Annotated in this window: 18 protein-coding genes; 14 read left to right on the forward strand and 4 right to left on the reverse strand. The window is 32.9% G+C overall.

Going from position 1 to position 18,706, the window contains the following annotated elements; genetic code table 11:
- Positions 1-13 precede the first annotated feature (13 nt).
- The 3 genes from PLI06_05885 to PLI06_05895 all read left to right on the forward strand — a co-directional run bounded on the left by PLI06_05885 (position 14) and on the right by PLI06_05895 (position 2,788).
- A complete protein-coding gene (locus PLI06_05885; protein HOI77123.1) occupies positions 14-1,180 on the forward strand; it encodes a cysteine desulfurase family protein in 1,167 nt (388 codons plus the stop codon).
- 12 nt (positions 1,181-1,192) lie between these two features.
- A complete protein-coding gene (locus tag PLI06_05890; GenBank protein HOI77124.1) occupies positions 1,193-1,828 on the forward strand; it encodes an iron-sulfur cluster assembly scaffold protein in 636 nt (211 codons plus the stop codon).
- Between the two features lie 120 nt (positions 1,829-1,948).
- A complete protein-coding gene (locus PLI06_05895; protein ID HOI77125.1) occupies positions 1,949-2,788 on the forward strand; it encodes a PAS domain S-box protein in 840 nt (279 codons plus the stop codon).
- A gap of 25 nt (positions 2,789-2,813) precedes the next feature.
- On the opposite strand, the gene hypB is transcribed toward PLI06_05895, so the two are convergent.
- On the reverse strand, positions 2,814-3,473 hold the full coding sequence (hypB, locus tag PLI06_05900) for a hydrogenase nickel incorporation protein HypB (protein ID HOI77126.1): 660 nt from the start codon (positions 3,471-3,473) through the stop codon (positions 2,814-2,816).
- A gap of 183 nt (positions 3,474-3,656) precedes the next feature.
- Between hypB and PLI06_05905 the strand changes: the two genes are divergently transcribed.
- The 3 genes from PLI06_05905 (at position 3,657) to PLI06_05915 (ending at position 8,905) form a co-directional block, all read left to right on the forward strand.
- Positions 3,657-5,945 carry a vitamin B12-dependent ribonucleotide reductase gene (locus PLI06_05905; GenBank protein HOI77127.1) on the forward strand — a complete coding sequence of 763 codons (2,289 nt, stop codon included), beginning with the start codon at positions 3,657-3,659 and terminating at the stop codon, positions 5,943-5,945.
- 142 nt (positions 5,946-6,087) lie between these two features.
- Positions 6,088-7,620, forward strand: coding sequence for a response regulator (locus PLI06_05910; protein HOI77128.1), 1,533 nt, complete (start codon positions 6,088-6,090; stop codon positions 7,618-7,620).
- A 22-nt stretch (positions 7,621-7,642) separates the two neighbouring features.
- Positions 7,643-8,905 (forward strand): glycosyltransferase, encoded by a 1,263-nt coding sequence (locus PLI06_05915; GenBank protein HOI77129.1) that lies wholly within the window; start codon positions 7,643-7,645, stop codon positions 8,903-8,905.
- Between the two features lie 8 nt (positions 8,906-8,913).
- Here PLI06_05915 and gcvH read toward each other — a convergent pair whose 3' ends face one another.
- The gene (gene gcvH, locus PLI06_05920) at positions 8,914-9,318 is read right to left on the reverse strand and encodes a glycine cleavage system protein GcvH (protein HOI77130.1); all 405 of its coding nucleotides are present in this window, start codon (positions 9,316-9,318) and stop codon (positions 8,914-8,916) included.
- 116 nt (positions 9,319-9,434) lie between these two features.
- Between gcvH and PLI06_05925 the strand changes: the two genes are divergently transcribed.
- Together PLI06_05925 and PLI06_05930 are read left to right on the forward strand one after the other, a co-directional pair.
- Positions 9,435-9,782 (forward strand): NifB/NifX family molybdenum-iron cluster-binding protein, encoded by a 348-nt coding sequence (locus PLI06_05925; GenBank protein HOI77131.1) that lies wholly within the window; start codon positions 9,435-9,437, stop codon positions 9,780-9,782.
- A 112-nt stretch (positions 9,783-9,894) separates the two neighbouring features.
- Positions 9,895-11,250, forward strand: a complete 1,356-nt coding sequence (locus tag PLI06_05930; GenBank protein ID HOI77132.1) for an FAD-dependent oxidoreductase — start codon at positions 9,895-9,897, stop codon at positions 11,248-11,250.
- A 12-nt stretch (positions 11,251-11,262) separates the two neighbouring features.
- On the opposite strand, the gene PLI06_05935 is transcribed toward PLI06_05930, so the two are convergent.
- Positions 11,263-11,808 (reverse strand): UbiX family flavin prenyltransferase, encoded by a 546-nt coding sequence (locus tag PLI06_05935; protein ID HOI77133.1) that lies wholly within the window; start codon positions 11,806-11,808, stop codon positions 11,263-11,265.
- Positions 11,809-11,931: 123 nt separating this feature from the next.
- Here PLI06_05935 and PLI06_05940 point away from each other — a divergent pair, with 123 nt between their 5' ends.
- From PLI06_05940 to PLI06_05965, 6 genes are all read left to right on the forward strand, one after another.
- Complete coding sequence (locus PLI06_05940) at positions 11,932-13,776, forward strand: threonine--tRNA ligase (GenBank protein ID HOI77134.1); 1,845 nt, start codon at positions 11,932-11,934, stop codon at positions 13,774-13,776.
- A 9-nt stretch (positions 13,777-13,785) separates the two neighbouring features.
- Positions 13,786-15,369, forward strand: coding sequence for an FAD-binding protein (locus PLI06_05945; protein HOI77135.1), 1,584 nt, complete (start codon positions 13,786-13,788; stop codon positions 15,367-15,369).
- Entirely contained in the window at positions 15,370-16,656 is a 1,287-nt protein-coding gene (locus tag PLI06_05950) for an adenylosuccinate synthase (GenBank protein ID HOI77136.1), read from the forward strand.
- Positions 16,657-16,689: 33 nt separating this feature from the next.
- A complete protein-coding gene (gene pth2 / locus PLI06_05955; protein HOI77137.1) occupies positions 16,690-17,031 on the forward strand; it encodes a peptidyl-tRNA hydrolase Pth2 in 342 nt (113 codons plus the stop codon).
- A gap of 69 nt (positions 17,032-17,100) precedes the next feature.
- Positions 17,101-17,613, forward strand: coding sequence for a hypothetical protein (locus tag PLI06_05960; protein HOI77138.1), 513 nt, complete (start codon positions 17,101-17,103; stop codon positions 17,611-17,613).
- A gap of 41 nt (positions 17,614-17,654) precedes the next feature.
- Positions 17,655-17,813, forward strand: coding sequence for a hypothetical protein (locus PLI06_05965; GenBank protein HOI77139.1), 159 nt, complete (start codon positions 17,655-17,657; stop codon positions 17,811-17,813).
- A 9-nt stretch (positions 17,814-17,822) separates the two neighbouring features.
- Here PLI06_05965 and PLI06_05970 read toward each other — a convergent pair whose 3' ends face one another.
- Positions 17,823-18,695 (reverse strand): DUF4349 domain-containing protein, encoded by an 873-nt coding sequence (locus PLI06_05970; protein HOI77140.1) that lies wholly within the window; start codon positions 18,693-18,695, stop codon positions 17,823-17,825.
- Positions 18,696-18,706: the final 11 nt, after the last annotated feature.

The raw sequence follows: 18,706 nt of genomic DNA on the forward strand, positions 1-18,706 counted from the left end.
ATGGTGAATCAGAATGGAAAAAAATATTTACCTTGATAATGCGGCCGCAACAAGATTGGACGAGAGAGTTTTAGAATCTATGAAAAAATATTTCTTTGAAGTATATGCAGTTGCAACTTCAGAATTTGGATATTCGTTAGGCATTGAAGCTAGAGAATCTCTAGATGAGGCTAGAGGATTTATTGCCAATTATATTGGAGCTGATTTTGGAGAAATTATTTTCACTTCAGGAAGCACTGAATCTAGTAATATGGCCTTAAAAGGAGTTGCAATGGCACTAAAAGAAAAAAAAGGCAAGCACATAATTGTATCAAAAATTGAAGACTTTCCAGTTCTTAATAGTGCAAGGAGTCTTGAAAAACAGGGATTTGAAGTTACCTATCTTGATGTTGACCAATATGGGCTGATTGACTTTGATCAGCTTGAAAAATCTATAAGAAAAGACACTATTCTAGTATCAATTCAGCATGCCAATCAAGAGATTGGCACAATGCAAGACATTGCTAAAATAGCAAACATTTGTAAAAATAAAAGTGTGCTTTTTCACACAGATGCAACACATACCTTCACAAGAGTTCCAATTGATGTTAGGAAAATTCCAGTTGATCTAGTTACTTTGTCTGCTCACACTATCCATGGACCTAAAGAGACGGGAGCATTATTTATCCGTAAGAACACTCCGTTCTCAAAGTGGATGGACGGAGGATTTCAAGAATTTAACAAGCGTGCAGGATTAGAAAATATCCCTGGGGCGGTAGGATTTGCAAAAGCTATTGAACTAGTAACTCCTGAAGAGACTAAGAAAATGGAGCAGATGAGAGATCACCTCGTTAAAAGAGTATTATCTGAGATACCAGACACAACTTTGAATGGGCATAAAGAAAAAAGAATTCCTCAAAATGCGAATATTACATTTCACTATGTAGAAGGAGAATCAATTACGCTTCATCTTGACATGAGAGGATTTTCGGTCAGTACAGGTTCTGCATGCTTCAGTAAATCCCTTGAGGCAAGCCATGTTATAATGGGCATCGGTGGGGATCACGAGAGGGCGCATGGTTCTGTTCGATTTACATTTGGCAGATACAATACTATTGATGATGTTGATTCGATTGTGAATAATATATCTGAAGTTGTAACGGAACTTAGAAAAATTAGCCCGTTGGGCAAGAATCGATAAGGAGGGAATGATATGAAATTTCCATATAGTGAAAAAGTGTTGGAGCATTTTCGTCATCCACATAACGTAGGTAAAATAGAAAATCCAGATGGCAAAGCAACCGAAGGAAGCCCTGCATGCGGGGACATGGTTTCAGTTTATATAAAAGTAAATCCTATGAATAAGGTTATTGAGGATATAAAATTTGAGTCTTATGGTTGTGCATCCAATATTGCAACAGGCTCGATTATTACCGATATGGCCAAGGGAAAAACTCTTGAGGAAGCAAAGAAAATTACTTGGCAACAGGCAGCAGATGCTTTAGGGGGATTACCGACAATAAAAGCGCACTGCTCGGTATTGGCTGTTGAAGGACTAAGGGCAGCAATCCAAAACTATGAAGAAAAACATGGAATTATCGCAGAGAAAGTTCCTACAACAATAGAGATTGTGAACAATAGATTGAAGAAAGTGATGAATCCTTTAACAGGTCTTGATGTTGTTAGAACAAATCTTATTAAGAAAATAGAAATCAACAACGGTAAAGTTTTACTTACAATAGATCTGCCCTCCAATCATCAATTCGCCAATTCGATAAGAGAAGAGATCAAAGAAAAGATTGAAACTTTATGGGATGTAAAAGAAGTAAGTGTTGAGTTTATAGATTAATTTTTTTATATTAATTATTATTTTATCATTTGCTTTAGATTTAGCTTTACCCATAAGTTAATAAAATAATATATCTCATCATGATTAAGGCAATCCTGTAAAAATCCAAAGGTATTAATTATGGGCCAACCAGATGAAAAAATTTCTCTTGAAAATCCAATTATTATTGTCAGTGTTTATTTTGTTATGGGAATCGTATGGATTATATTCTCTGACGTATTTTTGGCTATGCGTGTAAAAGACGTTCCTACGTTGGTTTTTTTCCAAACTTTTAAAGATATATTATTTATATTATTGACTTCCTTATTGGTCTTTTATTTGATAAATCGTGGATTTAACAAAATAAAATCATCCACTCAAATTATGACTGAAAGTGAGAGAAAGAATAAGATTATACTGGACACCGTTGGAGATATTATTCTTTATGTCGATAAATACGGAAAAATATTAGACATTAATAAAAGAATTGAAACAAAATTGGGTTACAAGAAAGAAGAACTAATTGGGAAAAGTTTCACGGATGTGGGGATTCTTGATGTCAAATATACCCCTACTTTAGCTAAGATGTATAGGCAAGGAATAAGCAATAAATCTGACGAAAGAATAGAACTAGAATTAAATCACAAAAATGGCAGCACAATTATGGCTGAAGCCAATAATAAGTTTATTATACAAAATGGCGAAATCATTGGGGCAGTGACTGCATTTAGGGATATTACAGAAAGAAAAAAGGCTTTAGTTCAAATAGAAAATAATATTGAAAAATTTGCTCATCTTATTGATCATATCCGGAATCCATTGGCAATACTTAGCACCTTCACACATGTTAGAATAAATGAACCAGAGATAAAACAAAACTTATTAGTCCAGATTGAGAAGATCGATGATGTCATAAAACAACTGGATGAGGGCTGGATGAATACTGAAGATACCCGAAAATTTTTGAAAGACTATAAATAATTATTAATATCTTAATGAATGTATCTTATTCGAATATATCTAACCATTCTGATATTCCTATATTTTTCTTTACAGATGTTTTGATAATTTTTATTTTAGGATTAAGCGAAAGACAATCCCTTTCCATTTTTTCGGGGCTTGCATCAACAGCTTCGGCGATATCAATTTTATTGATTATACAAACATCTGAAAACCTGAATATTATTGGGTGTTTCAATACTATATCATCTCCCTCACTTACACTGACAATAACAATTCTTTTGTCTTCACCAAGTGTAAAATCTGAAGGGCATATTAAATTTCCCACATTTTCCATTATAAAATAATCGAGTTCTTGGAGAATTCCTCTTTCCTCTAGATCTTCCAGTTCATGGGATATCAAGTGTGCATCCAGATGGCACTCCTTTCCAGTATTTAATGGAATTACAAGGCATTTGTGTTTTCTAAATCTATTAGAGTCATACTCAGCAACTACATCTCCTGCAATAATGCCAATTTTTTTTCCTTTTTTCACTAAAGCATCAATGGCAATTTCTATTAGAGAAGTTTTTCCAGAGCCTATCGCACCCATTACATTATAAGATTTAATTCCATATTTCTTTAGAAGTTTACTATTATCATTTGCTATCATTGAATTCTCTTTTATGATGTCTTTTTCAATGTCAATGCTTGCTGTTTTATGCATAATATAAAAAAATAATATTTATTTAAATAATTAATGATATAAGAACAAGCATTCAAATCGAACATTAGAAATAATTTTTGCAATATCAAATTTTAAAAATCGTTTACCAAAAGATTTATAATTAACAAATTAATCAATAAAATAGTTTGGACTAACATATGAATTGGAGGGATTTATATTAGCATGGCAGTTTCTGAGGGTTATAATTATGATAAGGGTGGTAGTACTGATTATGCAGAAGAGCCATTAAATTTGTCAGATAATGCGATAAAAGTATTAGAAAGGAGATATCTAAAAAAGGATCAAGAAGGAAATGTCATAGAAACTCCAAATGATCTCTTTTTAAGAGTATCAAAAAGTATCGCAATAGCTGATTTACTTTATGACGAAAATGCAGATGTTGACGGATTAACTAAAGAGTTTTATGAAATGATGACAAATTTTGAGTTCCTTCCAAATTCACCTACATTGATGAACGCCGGGAGAGAACTTGGCCAATTATCGGCATGTTTTGTTTTGCCTGTTGAAGATTCAATTGATAGTATCTTTGACGCAATAAAATACACAGCTTTGATCCACAAAAGTGGTGGCGGAACAGGCTTTTCATTCTCAAGACTCAGACCTAAAAATGATGTAGTCCTGACAACTAAAGGTATATCAAGTGGCCCAGTTTCCTTTATGACGGTATTTGACACAGCTACAGAAACGATAAAACAGGGTGGAACAAGAAGAGGGGCCAATATGGCAATTTTGAGGGTGGACCACCCTGATATCCTAGAATTCATTAAATGTAAAGAAGAGAATACTAAACTTAATAATTTTAATATATCCGTGGCGATTACAGATAAGTTCATAGAAGCATTTGAAAATGGAAAAGACTATGAACTTTTAAATCCAAGAACGGGGAAAGTAGACGGTAAATTAAGTGCAAAAGAAGTTTTTAATCTAATAGTGCATATGGCTTGGAAAAATGGAGAACCCGGCATAGTATTTATCGATAGGCTAAACAGAGGGAATCCAACTCCCGCTATAGGTGAAATTGAAAGTACTAACCCCTGCGGAGAACAACCTCTCCTCCCTTATGAATCTTGTAATCTTGGTTCTATAAATCTTTCAAAATTTTTAAAGAAAACTAATAAAGGATATGAAATAGATTTTGACCATTTAAGAGAAGTTGTAAAGAAGTCTGTCCATTTCCTAGATAATGTTATTGATGTTAATAGATATCCTTTGGCTCAAATTGAAGACATGACAAAAGGCAACAGGAAAATAGGATTAGGAGTCATGGGATTTGCAGACATGCTTCTAAAACTAGGGGTACCATACAATTCAGAAGATGCAGTCGATCTTGCAAAAATCGTAATGAAGTTCGTTAAAGAAGAAGCTACTGAAACTTCAAGAGAACTTGCTTCAAAGAGGGGACCTTTTCCAAATTTTGAAAATAGTGTATTTCATGACAGAAGAGAAATGCCAATTAGAAATGCCACTGTAACTACAATAGCACCAACTGGTACTATAAGTCTCATAGCAGGTAGCTCCAGTGGAATAGAGCCTATATTCGCAATATCCTACATCCGAAATGTTATGGATAAAGATGAGCTTTTAGAGATTAATCCTGTTTTTGCAGAAATATCCAATGAGCGAGGAATTTACAATCAAGAGCTAATGAAGAGAATTGCAAGGGAAGGTACTTTAAAGAATATAGAAGAAATACCTGAAGACATTAAAAAAATATTTGTAACTGCTCACGATATTGTTCCAGAATGGCATATAAGAATTCAAGCGGCATTTCAAGAGTACACCGATAACGCAGTTTCAAAAACCATTAATTTTCCAAAAAGTGCAACTGAAAAGGATGTCATGCAAGCTTATCTATTAGCTTACAGAAGTGGGCTCAAGGGAACTACTATATATAGGGATGGATCTAGAGACGAACAAGTTTTGAATATTGGGAAAGTTAATAAAAAAGAAACTTCTATCCAAAAAGCCCCAAGGCCAAGACCAAAAGTAACTAAAGGATTCACTGAAAAGATAAGAACTGGTTGCGGTAATCTTTATGTTACTATAAACGAGGATGAATATGGGCTTTGCGAAATATTTATGCAAATGGGTAAATCTGGAGGTTGTCCCGCAAGTCAGAATGAAGCAATAGCAAGGTTAATATCATTGGCCTTGAGATCTGGAATAGGAATTGAGTCTATATTGGAGCAGTTAAGACATATCAGATGTCCAATGCCTACATGGGACGAGGGTATGCCAGTTCATTCTTGTGCCGATGCAATAGCTATAGTTTTGGATAGGTATATTAAGAAAGAACTAAACACAAAACAAGAAAGACTAGATTTGGTAGTAACCTCAAACGGGACAGCTAATAGTAATGGAATGCCAGCGCAATGTCCAGAATGTGGTGAAGTATTAGTATTCTCTGAAGGTTGTGTAAGCTGCAAATGTTGTGGATATACAAAATGTTAAATTCCATTTTTATTTTCATAATTTATATTTAGAATAATTCTTATATCAATTAGTTCAATATATTTTAATTTTTATAGATAATTCTTAATTTAAATAAGAAAGCTTAAAAACTATTATCTCTAAATATGCTAAAGGAATCCTAATGAGAAGCTTCTATCGAAAACGGCCTAGAATACACTTAAAACAAAATTTAATTATTAAAAAAAATGAAAAAGATAATGCCTTAGATTTAGATGAATACACACCTAAAAACGATTCTAAAAAAATCAATAGGAATACAACCCAAGAAATATCTTCAAGTAATAATGTTAATGGGAGAAATTATTCTAATAAATTTGATATTTTGGTGATTGAAGATAATCTTGAAATATTAGAAATGTTAAAAGATACTTTGGAGTCAGTCACTCATTACAATTTTAATGTAACTTGTTCACAAAATGCTGAAGAAGCAATGGAAAAAATAGAAAACTCTAATTTTGATTTAATAATATCTGATAACGTCTTGCCTGGAATGTCAGGAATAGATCTTTTGACAAAGGTAAAGGATCAGTATCCTTCCATATTAAGAATTTTAATAACTGGGTATTCTGATTTAGAAGTTGTAAAAGATGCAATTAACAGGGCTGCTGTAAATGCATACATTGAAAAACCATTTGGCTACAAAGAACTAACTGAAAAAGTAATTGACATATTAAAGGAAAAAAATGTTCTTCAAAGAAGACAAGATTTAACTTCTTTGGAAAAAATTTATGAATCAGAAGGTGGACCCGAATTCTTTAGTTCTCTATTTTCCTTTACCCCAAAAGATTGTGAAATCCATACTGTCGTAGAAAAGAGTGAAGAAGATTTAGCGATTAAATACAGTCAAGAAAGAATTGATGTACTTTCAAATTATGGCATAATAAAAAAAGTGAAGAATCTTCCACTAATTATCAAATGCCCAAATTGCCAATCATATGACTATAAAATTGTTTTAAAATGTCCTTCGTGTACATCTGAAAATTTAGTAAAAGGAGAGATTATTGAACATTACAGTTGCTCTACTATTAATTTTTCCAATAAATTTATGAAAGAGGGCAAACTTATTTGTCCAAAATGTAACCAAGAATTAAGGAGACTCGGGGTAGATTATAGAAAAATTGGAAATTGGGTATTCTGTGAGAAATGTAGTGATTTTTATGGCGAAGCAAATATTAGTCTAAGATGCAACAGTTGTAAAACACTTTATACAGTAAATGAATCAATTTGGGAAGAAGAGGAGAAAATTGTTCCCGACAGAGCAAAAATATTGAAATTAATAAGGAGACTAAGTATTCTGAGCGAAATAGAAAAAGAATTGAGAGATAAAGGATTAGATGTTAGGAGGAATATACTACTTAATCATAAGGGCATTGAAAAGAAATTTGATATGGGTGCCTTTAGAGACCTGAAAGACGAAGATCCTTTTGTGGTTTTTGATATTTATATTGACCCACGAGGTATTTTTTCAGATGAAATAAAAACATTTTATAATAAAACTAAAGACATAAATTATGCTAAAGCTTTTTTTGTTGCAGTTCCTAAAATAGATAATAGTTATAAAAAAACTTTTAATGATTTAAAAATTAACACTATTGAGATTGATGATTCAAGTTCTGTTATTGAAGCTTTTGAATCATTGGAATTACCTTCATAAATGCACAGCCTTAGTGAAATAGATGATATTAGAAATAATAGAAAAATACTTTGAGTTTTTTGGATTTTCACTTATTACGGGTATCCAAATGTCTTTATTTCTAATATTACTTGATAGTACTCGAAGCATAGTTAAAACTATCTTCATTATACTAGGGAGAATTAGAGAAATCCTAAATCCCCTACCAGAACTAAAATTTCTACCTTCTATCTCCATAATTGTACCCATGCATAACGAAGAATCAAAGATTGAAGAATGTATTCTTTCTTTGATAGAGGCTAGTTATCCGGCAGATATAAAGGAGATTATTATAATCGATGACGGCTCAACGGATAGGTCATATTACAAATCTTTACCTTATGCAAGACGTGGCCAGATAAAACTTTTTAAAAGAGAAACAAAGAGTGGCTCTAAAAGCGGTGCAATAAATTATGGATTATTAATTGCAAAACACGAGATTGTTATAGTAGTGGATGCAGATACAAAACTAGAGATAGATTCACTAATTGAAATAGTAAAACCGTTCTCAGATAAAGATGTAATGGCAGTTGCTGGAAATATTAAGGTTGAAAATAGAAATAATATTCTTGCAAATTGTCAAGCTTATGAGTATACGATGTCAATGGAAATTGGTAAAAGAATACAGTCACTTTTTAGAACAATACTTATAGTCCCGGGAGCCTTTGGTGCATTTCGAATGAATTTTGTTAGTACAGTCGGAGACTATGACTATGATACTGTAACTGAAGACTTTGATTTAACATTTAAGGTATTGAAAAGGGCAAAAGTCTTTTTTGCCCCAGACGCCATAGCATGGACAATATGCCCAGATAAATTAACTACCTGGTATCGCCAAAGAGTCAGGTGGTCAAGAGGGGAAATTGAAACTCTTTGGAAGCATAGGGACCTTTTCTTTAGAAAGCATTTTGGATTTTTAGGAATGGTGGCAGCGCCAGATATGGTATTAATGGATATTGTTTTCTTAAGCCTTAGATTTGTTAATATTTTATTCATATTGTTAGTTTTACCTGTTCTATTTACTTTTGATAAATACTTCGAGTATCTTATTTTTTATTTTAGGGTTTCTTTGATGATATTTTGTTCTTACATGATATTTGAATTAATATCCGTTTTAACTGCTTTAGTAGTTGTAAAAGAGAAGAAGGACCTTTCCTATTTTCTAATTTCTCCAATAATTATCATTTTCTATAGGCCTTTGTATGCATTTGTTAGATTCAAAGGATATTTAGATTTTATCTTTAGGAGAGATCCAGTGTGGAGATAAGTTAAATTTTATTTATCTATTACTTCTTTAATGAATTCTATGTATTCATTTATGTTCATTAAATTTATTTTTTCATCAAGGTCTGAGGATTTAATCTTGCATATCCATGAATCGTATGGTTTAGTATTCAAAAGATCGGGCGAATTTTCAATTTCTTTATTAGTTTCTATTATTGTTCCAGACATAGGGGAAAAAATATCCAACACAGTCTTAACAGATTCGATTTGGCATAATAATCCAAATTGTTTGACATTAGTACCTATTGCAGGAAGTTCGATATAAGCTATTTCTCCTATCTCCCTTTGAGAATAATCATCTATCCCGATAATACATATATCGCCTTCAATTTTCATCCATTCATGTGTTTTAGAGTAAAATAAATCATCTCTAAAGAAATATGTTCCTATCTCCAAATAAACACCAGCCTTTTCTCTTCTTTTTTACTTAAATCTTTATCGATAATTATTAATATTCTAAAGAGCAAACATTTATAAATATTATGAATAATTATTCATAAAGAGGTGTATCTATGAAGGTAGCCATAGCAACTGACGACAAAGTGACTATATCTCATCACTTTGGTAGAACTCTGGGGTTCAGAGTTTTTGAAATAAAAGAAAACGCCATAATTAGAGAAGAATACCGACAAAATATTGGAAAAAGTAACGGGCAGTGTGGCAGTTGTGACCATTCAAGTATGATTAATAACATACAAGACTGTAATTTAGTCATATGTTATGGAATGGGGCAAGGAATATATAATGACTTAGTTAAACATAACATAATGGCTGTAATCACTGAGGAACAAACAGTAGATGACGCCATTAGTTGCCTAATGAAAGATGACTTAGTAAACAGACTTGACAAATTGCATTAATGAATTATTAAATATTTTTTTATTTATATTTTATATCTAATTAGGTACCATACTTGGGGTATTAAAAATATATTTAAATAATACTCCATTTTTGTATTTAGAGACGATTTATATGAAACTTGTAATTGTTGGGGGAGGCGCAGCAGGTTCAGAAGCAGCGCTAGAAGCAAGGAAATTTGATAAAAATGCAGAAATTACATTAATTGAAAAACAAAATTTTCCCCAATATTCATTATGCGGCCTCCCATATGCGGTATCTGGCGATATCGAAAACTTTGATAAGCTTATAATATTTCCAAAAGAATTCTATGAAAAACAAAAAATTAAACTTTTGCTCCAAAAGGAAATTAAGAAAATAAATCCCAATGATAAAAAAGTAATTCTTGAAGATAATTCTGAAATAAGCTATGATTCGTTGATTCTGGCAACTGGCGCTATCCCCTGCAATTATAAAATTGGCTATAAATATCCCGAAGGTATCTATTTCATAAGAACTCTAGATGATGCAATAAATCTATCTAAAAAAATAGAAGCTTCAAAAAAAGCAATTATATATGCATACGGATGGGGGTGCAAAGCAGCATGTAAAGGGTGCATTTCTGGCAGAATATCCTTAGAAATGGCGTATGCTCTGAAGAATAGAGGGCTTGATGTAACTATTGTTTCTAACGAAAATAGGCCATTAAGACAGCAGATCGATATGGACATGAGTGAATTAATTGTAGATTATTTGAAGGGCAAAGGTATAAATCTGATAACCGATAAGAATGTTATTAATATAGCTGGCGAGGATAAAGTTCAAGGCTTGATTGCCGACAATGAATTAATAGATGCAGACATCATCATAATGGCTTCTGGAACCAGAACAAATACTTATTTAGCTAAAGATTGTGGAATTGAGATTCAAAAAGGAATAAAAACAGATTCAAGACTTCAAACATCAATTGGTGGCATATATGCTTGCGGGGATTGCGCAAGCGTTAAATATTTTTTCACAGGTGAGCAATTTTCTTCAAGCCTAGGAACAAATGCTGTTAGGGGTGGAAAAATTGCTGGAATAAATTCTGTTGGGGGAAATTTAGAATTAAATCCCGTAATTAATCTTACAATAATGGATTTCTTCGATTTAAAAATTGGGGCATTTGGATTAACAGAAGATAATTTATCTACTATGGGGATAGAATACGTCAAGGCTAGATACAAAGGTAAGTCTAGGGCAGAATATTATCCGGGATATAAAGATATAATTATCAAAATTCTAGCGTCTACTGAAGGTGATATATTGGGATTCCAAGCTATAGGCGAAGAAGGTATATTTGCTAGAACACTTGCAGTAGGGTTTGCTGTTCAAAAAGGTATTAAGATCAATGATTTGGCGAAAATCGAGAATTGTTATAGCCCACCTTTGTCTCCAACTATAGATCCTGTTCAAATTTGTGCTGAACTTGTACTTAAAAAATTAAAATAATTTATATTTTTCCTAAGTTCCCCATCTTTTGAATAAATTGTTTTCTACACCAACTTGATCTAAAATCCTTCCAACTACAAAATTTGTAATTTCATCTATATTTTTGGGCTTATGGTAGAAAGCTGGCATTGCAGGTAGTATAACGGCACCCTCGTCAGATAGAGTTGCCATGTTTTTTAGATTTATTGAAGTCAAGGGTGTTTCTCGTGGAACAATAACCAATTTTCTTTTTTCTTTTAGAGATACAGCTGCAGCTCTGGTAATCAGATTATCTTGAATACCTACGGCTATCTTGGAAATAGTTGAAATTGTAGCGGGGCATATGACCATATAATCAAACGGGTAGCTCCCCGAAGCAACAGGCGCTTCCATTTCACTATTTTTGTATACTTTGTATGCATATTTATTTAATTTATCTGACTCATAATTTGTTTCATCCTTAATTATTTTCTTTGCACTTTCACTTACAATTAAATGCACGTTGCCTTTCAAATTTTCCAACAATTTGATGCCGTATATAACTCCACTTGCACCAGTTATCGCAAGAATTCCTTCCATAAAATACATATGAATTGTAACTATTAAAGATTTACCTTTCTAAAATAAGGAATCTATTCCGAAAGTTATATAAGTTACACATCAAGATTGCTTCTATAATATAATCTTTTTAATGGTGAATCTATGCGGATTCTTTTAATACATAGTGACTATTTAGAGTATGAAATTACTTCAAAGACAAAAATAGCTGAGGAGATTGAAGATTCTTTAAAGAAAGGCAGAATGGAAGATTGTCTTTCGGTCTTCGTTGCTGTTGAAGAAGGTGACGATGATTCTGTGATTGATAAAGCATTTAATGAAGTTGCAGAAGTATCAAAATCTGTTAAATCAGAAAAAGTTTTTCTGTATCCATATGCGCATTTAAGCAATAATCTCGCATCTCCTGAAATAGCTATCAAATTATTGAAAGATCTAGAAAATAAATTAAAAACAGAATATGAGGTAAAAAGGGCACCTTTTGGTTACTATAAAGCCTTTAAAGTATCATGTAAAGGCCATCCTCTATCTGAACTTTCTAGGAGTATTAAGTCTCAAGAAGACACCGAGGTCGTATCTGAAGCTTTGAAAGCTGAGGAAAGAATTAAATCTAGCTGGTTTATACTTGATCCTTCCTTAAATCTTATACCCCAAGAAAAGTTTGATTTTAAAAATCACGATAGCCTCAAAAAATTAGCAGAATATGAAGTTACTCACTCTAGGAAAGTCGATATGGTTCCACCGCATGTTGAATACATGAAAAATTTAGAGCTTGTTGATTATGAAAAAGGTTCAGACCCTGGAAATTTGAGGTGGTACCCAAAAGGTGTTCTAATTAAGAGGTTATTAGAAACTCGGGTTAACGATAGCATACTAGAATACGGGGGAATGGAAGTAGAAACACCGATAATGTACAGTATTACTCATCCAATGCTTTCTAAGTACCTAAATAGATTTCCGGCAAGGCAATATATAGTTAAATCGGGAAATGATGATTATTTCTTAAGATTTGCAGCATGTTTTGGCCAATATCTCATGAAACATGACATGATAATTTCTTACAAAGATCTTCCACTTAGATTATACGAATTAACACGTTACAGCTTCAGAAGAGAACAAAGGGGCGAGCTAGTAGGCTTAAGAAGATTAAGGGCTTTTACTATGCCAGATATGCATACTCTTGCTACATCCATGGACAGTGCAAAGAATGAGTTTATCGAGCAATTTAAATTATCGATGAAATGGATGGAAGGACTTAATTTAAATTATGAAGTTGCTATAAGATTTGTAAAATCATTTTATGACGAAAATACAGAATTTGTGGAAAGGCTTATGTCATTAATCAATAGGCCAGTTTTAGTTGAAATGTGGGATGAAAGGCCATTCTATTTCGTGATGAAATTTGAGTTTAATTTTGTCGATTCCTTAAATAAAGCTTCAGCTCTTTCCACTGTTCAAATTGATATAGAAAATACAGAAAGATTTGAAATCAAATATTTTGACGAAGATGGAAAAGAAAAATACCCTTTGATGTTGCATGCTTCAATTTCAGGTGCAATTGAGAGAAATCTTTACGCACTTCTTGAAACAGCATACTTAGAGTCTAAGAAAGGTAAGAAACCAATGCTTCCATTGTGGTTATCTCCTACCCAAGTAAGAGTTCTTCCTGTAGGCGAAGAGCAACTGGAATACTCATTCAAAATCTTGGAAGATTTAGAAAAATCAGGAATAAGGACCGATATAGATGATAGAGATTTGAGGCTTGGTAAGAAAATAAGAGATGCTGAAAAAGAGTGGGTTCCATATATTATAGTTATAGGTGATGAGGAAATTAAGAATTCCACAATTAACATTAGATCTAGAGAAGATTCATCTCAGAAGAATACTTCTGTAAATGAATTCAAAGCTAGCTTCTTAGATCTTATTAAAGGAAAACCAACAAGACCTTTACCTCTACCAAGAAGACTTTCTTTAAGAGCTAGTTTTAGGTAGGATTATAAAATGGAAAAGATAAATTGTGATGTCTTAGTAGTTGGCGGTGGGCTTGCAGGGCTAAGGGCCGCCATAGAATCTAAAAAATATGTCAAAGACGTAATAATATTGACCAAAGGATATGTGGGAAAGGGTGGATGCAGTTCAATTTCTGAAGGAATTTTAAATGCGCCATTATCTGAAAATGATTCTTCTGATCTGTATTATGGCGACATAATGAAAGGTTCAGCAAATGTATCAGACCAAAAATTAGCAAAAATTCTTTCTCAGAATACAAAAAGCGCCATTCTTTCACTTGAAGATTACGGAATTCAATATAAAAAAGAAAATGGAAATTTTGTCCTTAATCTATCCGGTGGAAATTCAGTTGCACGAACTGTAAGAGTAGAGCCACCAGGCCCTGGGTGCGGAAGAATAATCCCATTGAAACTAATGGAATATGCTAAAAATAACGATATACAATTTTTGGAAGGAAAACATTTAATCAAACTCTTTGAAAAGAACGGTAGAGTTGTATCCGGAATAGTATGTGACGGGAAAAATTTTTTGGAAATTTCATTTAAATCTATTATAATTGCAACTGGTGGGGCAGGAAATATCTATAGAAACTCCACAAATCCTTCCGATGTTGAAGGTGATGGGTATTACCTAGGATTAGATGTTGGAGCTTCTTTGATAGATATGGAATATGTACAATTTTTTCCTACTGTAGCGCTTAAATCCTATCTAGTTTTACCATTCATCTTTACTGATGGTGCTGTTCTTCTTAATAGTAAAGGAGAAAGATTCATTGGAAAATATGATTCAAATCTTTTAGAAAAAACTACTCGAGATGTAATGTCAAGAGCTATTTTTACCGAGGCCCTTGAAGGCAGAGGCACCGACGGTGGAGTTTTTATATCCTATAAAGAAGTCCCTGAGGACATTCTTAAAACAAAATATTCAAAAGAATTAGAGTTTTTCTTGACTAAAGGGATTGATCTAACTAAAGATAATCTTCTTGTTAAGCCTTCCTGTCATTTCTTCATGGGTGGTTTAAAAATAAATGATAAATGCGAAACAAATGTCAAAGGATTATATGCCTGTGGAGAAACTGCAGGTGGCGTGCATGGGGCCAATAGGCTTGCAGGCAACGCTTTAGCTGAAACTTTAGTGTTTGGGGAAATTGCAGGAAAAAATGCATCTGAATTTGCGTTAGCAAATGATTTTGACTACATAGATACCAAGAAGTATATCGAATCATTACCTAAACTTATTGAAAGTTCTTCAGAAAAAGAACTGATTAAAGAAATAAAAGAGATCATGTGGAGATACCTTGGGATTATTAGAAACAAAGAAGGGATAACAACTGCAATCAAGGAGTTTTCTGAAATAAAAAATAAATTTGAAAAGATAAACGCAACACAAAATTATTTGGAATACTTCAAATTAAGAAATATTATTTTTGTTGCCCAAGCTGTAGCCATATCTGCTCTAGAAAGAACAGAATCTAGAGGGGCTCATTATAGAAGTGATTATCCAAACGAGGATAAAAATTGGAAAAAGGCAATCATAATTAAAAAAGGATTTAATATCGAACACGAGGCGAGATAATTGTTATTAGCAATAATAGGAAGTCAATGGGGAGACGAAGGAAAAGGAAAAGTAACTGATATTTATGCTGAAAATTCTGACATCGTAGTTAGATTCCAAGGTGGAAATAATGCCGGGCATACAATAGTAGTTGGGGATAAAACATACAAGTTTCACCTAATGCCATCTGGGGCAGTGCACAAGAAATCCCTTGTTCTTGGAAATGGGGTAGTAGTTGATCCAAAAGTACTGATTGAAGAAATTGAAAAATTAAAAAAAGATGGATTCAATCCAGATATATCAATCAGTGACAGAGCAAATATAATAATGCCCTACCACAGAATCTTAGATGGTATTGAAGAGAAAATGAAAGGAGCCCTTGCAGCTGGAACAACAAGAAAAGGTATAGGCCCTTGTTATTCTGACAAAATATCTCGTTTTGGGATTAGATTTTCTGACTTATTAGATTTAGAAGTCTTTAGAGATAAACTTAATTTAATTGTTCCAATTAAACAGAAAATATTTGATGCATTTGGTGAGGATGTTAATCTTAATATTGAATCCATATTTAATGAATATGTATCTTATAGGGTTTACTTAAAAGACTACATAAAAGATACCTCCGTTTTCTTAAATAATGCCTATGATCAAGGCAAGAATATACTAATGGAAGGAGCGCAGGGTACACATTTGGATATAGATCATGGCATTTATCCGTTTACTACTTCCTCAAATACAAATGCCGGAGGTATATGTACGGGCAGTGGAATATCTCCTAAAAAGATTGATAGAATTGTAGGCATAACGAAGGCATATACTTCTAGGGTGGGAGAAGGACCTTTTCCAACTGAACTTCTCGATAAAGAAGGAGAATATTTAAGGGAAAAAGGAAAAGAATTTGGGACAACGACTGGCAGACCAAGACGATGTGGATGGCTTGATTTAGTTTTAGTTAAATATTCCTGCCTCTTGAATAATTTCTCAGGACTTGCAATAACTAAGATAGATGTATTAACCGAAATGAAAAAACTTAAGATCTGTTACGCTTACGATTATAAGGGGAAAATTATCCACGATTTCCCGTCAAATATGAAAATACTATCGGAGTGTAAACCTCTCTACGCTGAATTTGATGGGTGGGAAGAATTTGATTGGAAAAAGATAAAAGATGCGAAATCTTTGCCAACACAACTTCAAGCATATACCAAATATATTGAAGAGCAGACTAAAACACCCATTTGTATGATCTCTTATGGCCCAAAAAGAGATGAAACTTTAATAATAAAAGACTTTTTTAGGGGAGTTTAATTGTTTGGCCTTTTTGACAAATTTAAATATAAAATGGCAATTGTTGTTAGAGATGATTTGAAATTATCAAAAGGAAAATTATCTGCTCAAGTAGCTCATGCTGCAGTAAGTTGTGCAATAAAATCAGAGAATAACAAAAATAAATATTTTTCTGAATGGTTTTCTGAAGGGCAAAAAAAAGTTGTTTTGAAGATTGATGATTTAGATTCACTCCTTAAAGTATTCAATGAGGCAAAAAGCGTTGGCCTGACAACTGAACTAATCAAAGATGCGGGATTAACAGAAATCCCACCTGGAACAATCACTGTTTTGGGTATAGGGCCAGCCCCAGAAGATGAAATTGATAGGATAGTGGGGGATCTGAAACTTCTATAGAATACCAATACAAAAGCTTATATAAATATTTTTTAAAAATTCATCTTAAGCAGTATTGGAGGTAAAAAAATGAATAAAATAATTATGGTCTTATTAACATTGATATTTGCGATATCTCTATTTGTTTCCCCTATATTGGCCGCAGAAAATACGTCTCCAGAACTTCAAAACGGAGTTCTTTTGTACACTTTCAAGAATAACACATTTTCTTATAAATTTCAAGTAGAATATAAAGACGCTGATGGAGATCTACCCAGATATATGTTTGTCTTTATAAATGGGTCAAGAAGAGAAATGATTAAAGCAGATATAACTGATAACAATTCGAAGGATGGAATATTGTATATCCTGCCTATGTCTGAAGATGAACTTTTCAAATTTGCGCCAAAGGCAAAAGAATGGGATATAGAATATTGGTTTAGAACAAATGATGGGAAAGGTCCAGTAAGTACTAAAATATCCAAGTTATTTGCATTAGACACTGAATCAATGGGGCTAAGTACTAGTAATTCTGCGGGTGGCGGAAGAGATGGAGGATCATCTAGTGGCTGTGGTTGCGTAAATAAAAACTCCAACCAATAATTTTATATATCTTTTTTTTAAACCAATGACAAGGTGAAATTATGGAGTTCTATATTTTCATAGCGATTGTAATAGGTTTGATAGCATTATTTGCAATAATAGAGGGACTTAGCAGGAAAAGAAATACTTTGAGTAAGCCTCCGTTAAAAGGCAACGAAAGAAATACCCAGTATGTACCACAATCAATTCCAAAAAAATAAAATAAAATATTATTTTTTTACTCTTTTCCTGATATATTTTGCTATTACGTATATTATTCCAAGAAGGATTAATATTGGTATAAAGAATCCGCCCAATATTATTATTCCAGCAACTGAAACTATGAATGCATCTATGGCTCTATCAAATGTGTTCTTTATGCCCCACTCATGGACAATCTTTTCAGGTTCATATAGATTTATATAAAATGTACCAAAAGTTGTTGTATTATCGAGATATTTTAATCTTCCCTCATAACTTTCTATCTCGCCTCTGATTCTCCCAAGTTGGACTTCAATTGCAAGAACGTCTTGTACATCCTTAGCCATATCTAGAAGTTCTGTGTACCTTTTTTCCTGATTTTTCAAGTTTTTTAATCTTGCCTGCAAATCTATATACTCTTCAGTAACATCGTATCCCGAAGTTTCTTTGGATTTAATCTTTCCAATTTGAACTAAAGAATCGCTAAACTCTTCAAATCTTTTTTCCGGTATCTTTATTGTAATATTACCGCTTTTTGTTTCTGAATCAGAAATCCACATATTCGAGTTTGTTACGTATCCTTCGTATTTATTGGCCAGTTCTTTAATTTTTGAGATAGAAGAATCAAAGTTTTCAACTTCTATATTTGCATTCCCATTTTTGACAACTTTTCGATCATTTGAATTTAATTCACTTGATTCCGTAGAACTCTGGTAAACAGTTTTTGAATAGGTATCGGTCTGAGGGGCACCACCGTAGCCTGGAGAGTAAGCAACACCTTCATCGTAAATAACTCTCTTGGAGTATATATTTGGTCCTAAAAAAAAAGTTCCTATAAAGAATCCTGAAATTAAGATTGCAATTACCCCAATTGCACCAAGTATCATAAAGGATTTTTTCATTTCATCACCAA

Origin of the sequence: Methanofastidiosum sp., from assembly GCA_035362715.1 — an archaeon.
Taxonomy (GTDB): Archaea; Methanobacteriota_B; Thermococci; order Methanofastidiosales; family Methanofastidiosaceae; genus Methanofastidiosum.

Coding starts and splice junctions, on each gene's coding strand:
- pth2 (HOI77137.1), top strand. CDS start 16,690: ATGGCAATTGTTGTTAGAGATGATTTGAAATTATCAAAAGGAAAATTA.
- PLI06_05960 (HOI77138.1), top strand. CDS start 17,101: ATGAATAAAATAATTATGGTCTTATTAACATTGATATTTGCGATATCT.
- PLI06_05910 (HOI77128.1), top strand. CDS start 6,088: ATGAGAAGCTTCTATCGAAAACGGCCTAGAATACACTTAAAACAAAAT.
- PLI06_05945 (HOI77135.1), top strand. CDS start 13,786: ATGGAAAAGATAAATTGTGATGTCTTAGTAGTTGGCGGTGGGCTTGCA.
- PLI06_05895 (HOI77125.1), top strand. CDS start 1,949: ATGGGCCAACCAGATGAAAAAATTTCTCTTGAAAATCCAATTATTATT.
- PLI06_05885 (HOI77123.1), top strand. CDS start 14: ATGGAAAAAAATATTTACCTTGATAATGCGGCCGCAACAAGATTGGAC.
- PLI06_05930 (HOI77132.1), top strand. CDS start 9,895: ATGAAACTTGTAATTGTTGGGGGAGGCGCAGCAGGTTCAGAAGCAGCG.
- hypB (HOI77126.1), bottom strand. CDS start 3,473: ATGCATAAAACAGCAAGCATTGACATTGAAAAAGACATCATAAAAGAG.
- PLI06_05925 (HOI77131.1), top strand. CDS start 9,435: ATGAAGGTAGCCATAGCAACTGACGACAAAGTGACTATATCTCATCAC.
- PLI06_05915 (HOI77129.1), top strand. CDS start 7,643: ATGATATTAGAAATAATAGAAAAATACTTTGAGTTTTTTGGATTTTCA.
- PLI06_05965 (HOI77139.1), top strand. CDS start 17,655: ATGGAGTTCTATATTTTCATAGCGATTGTAATAGGTTTGATAGCATTA.
- PLI06_05890 (HOI77124.1), top strand. CDS start 1,193: ATGAAATTTCCATATAGTGAAAAAGTGTTGGAGCATTTTCGTCATCCA.
- PLI06_05935 (HOI77133.1), bottom strand. CDS start 11,808: ATGGAAGGAATTCTTGCGATAACTGGTGCAAGTGGAGTTATATACGGC.
- PLI06_05970 (HOI77140.1), bottom strand. CDS start 18,695: ATGAAAAAATCCTTTATGATACTTGGTGCAATTGGGGTAATTGCAATC.
- PLI06_05905 (HOI77127.1), top strand. CDS start 3,657: ATGGCAGTTTCTGAGGGTTATAATTATGATAAGGGTGGTAGTACTGAT.
- PLI06_05940 (HOI77134.1), top strand. CDS start 11,932: ATGCGGATTCTTTTAATACATAGTGACTATTTAGAGTATGAAATTACT.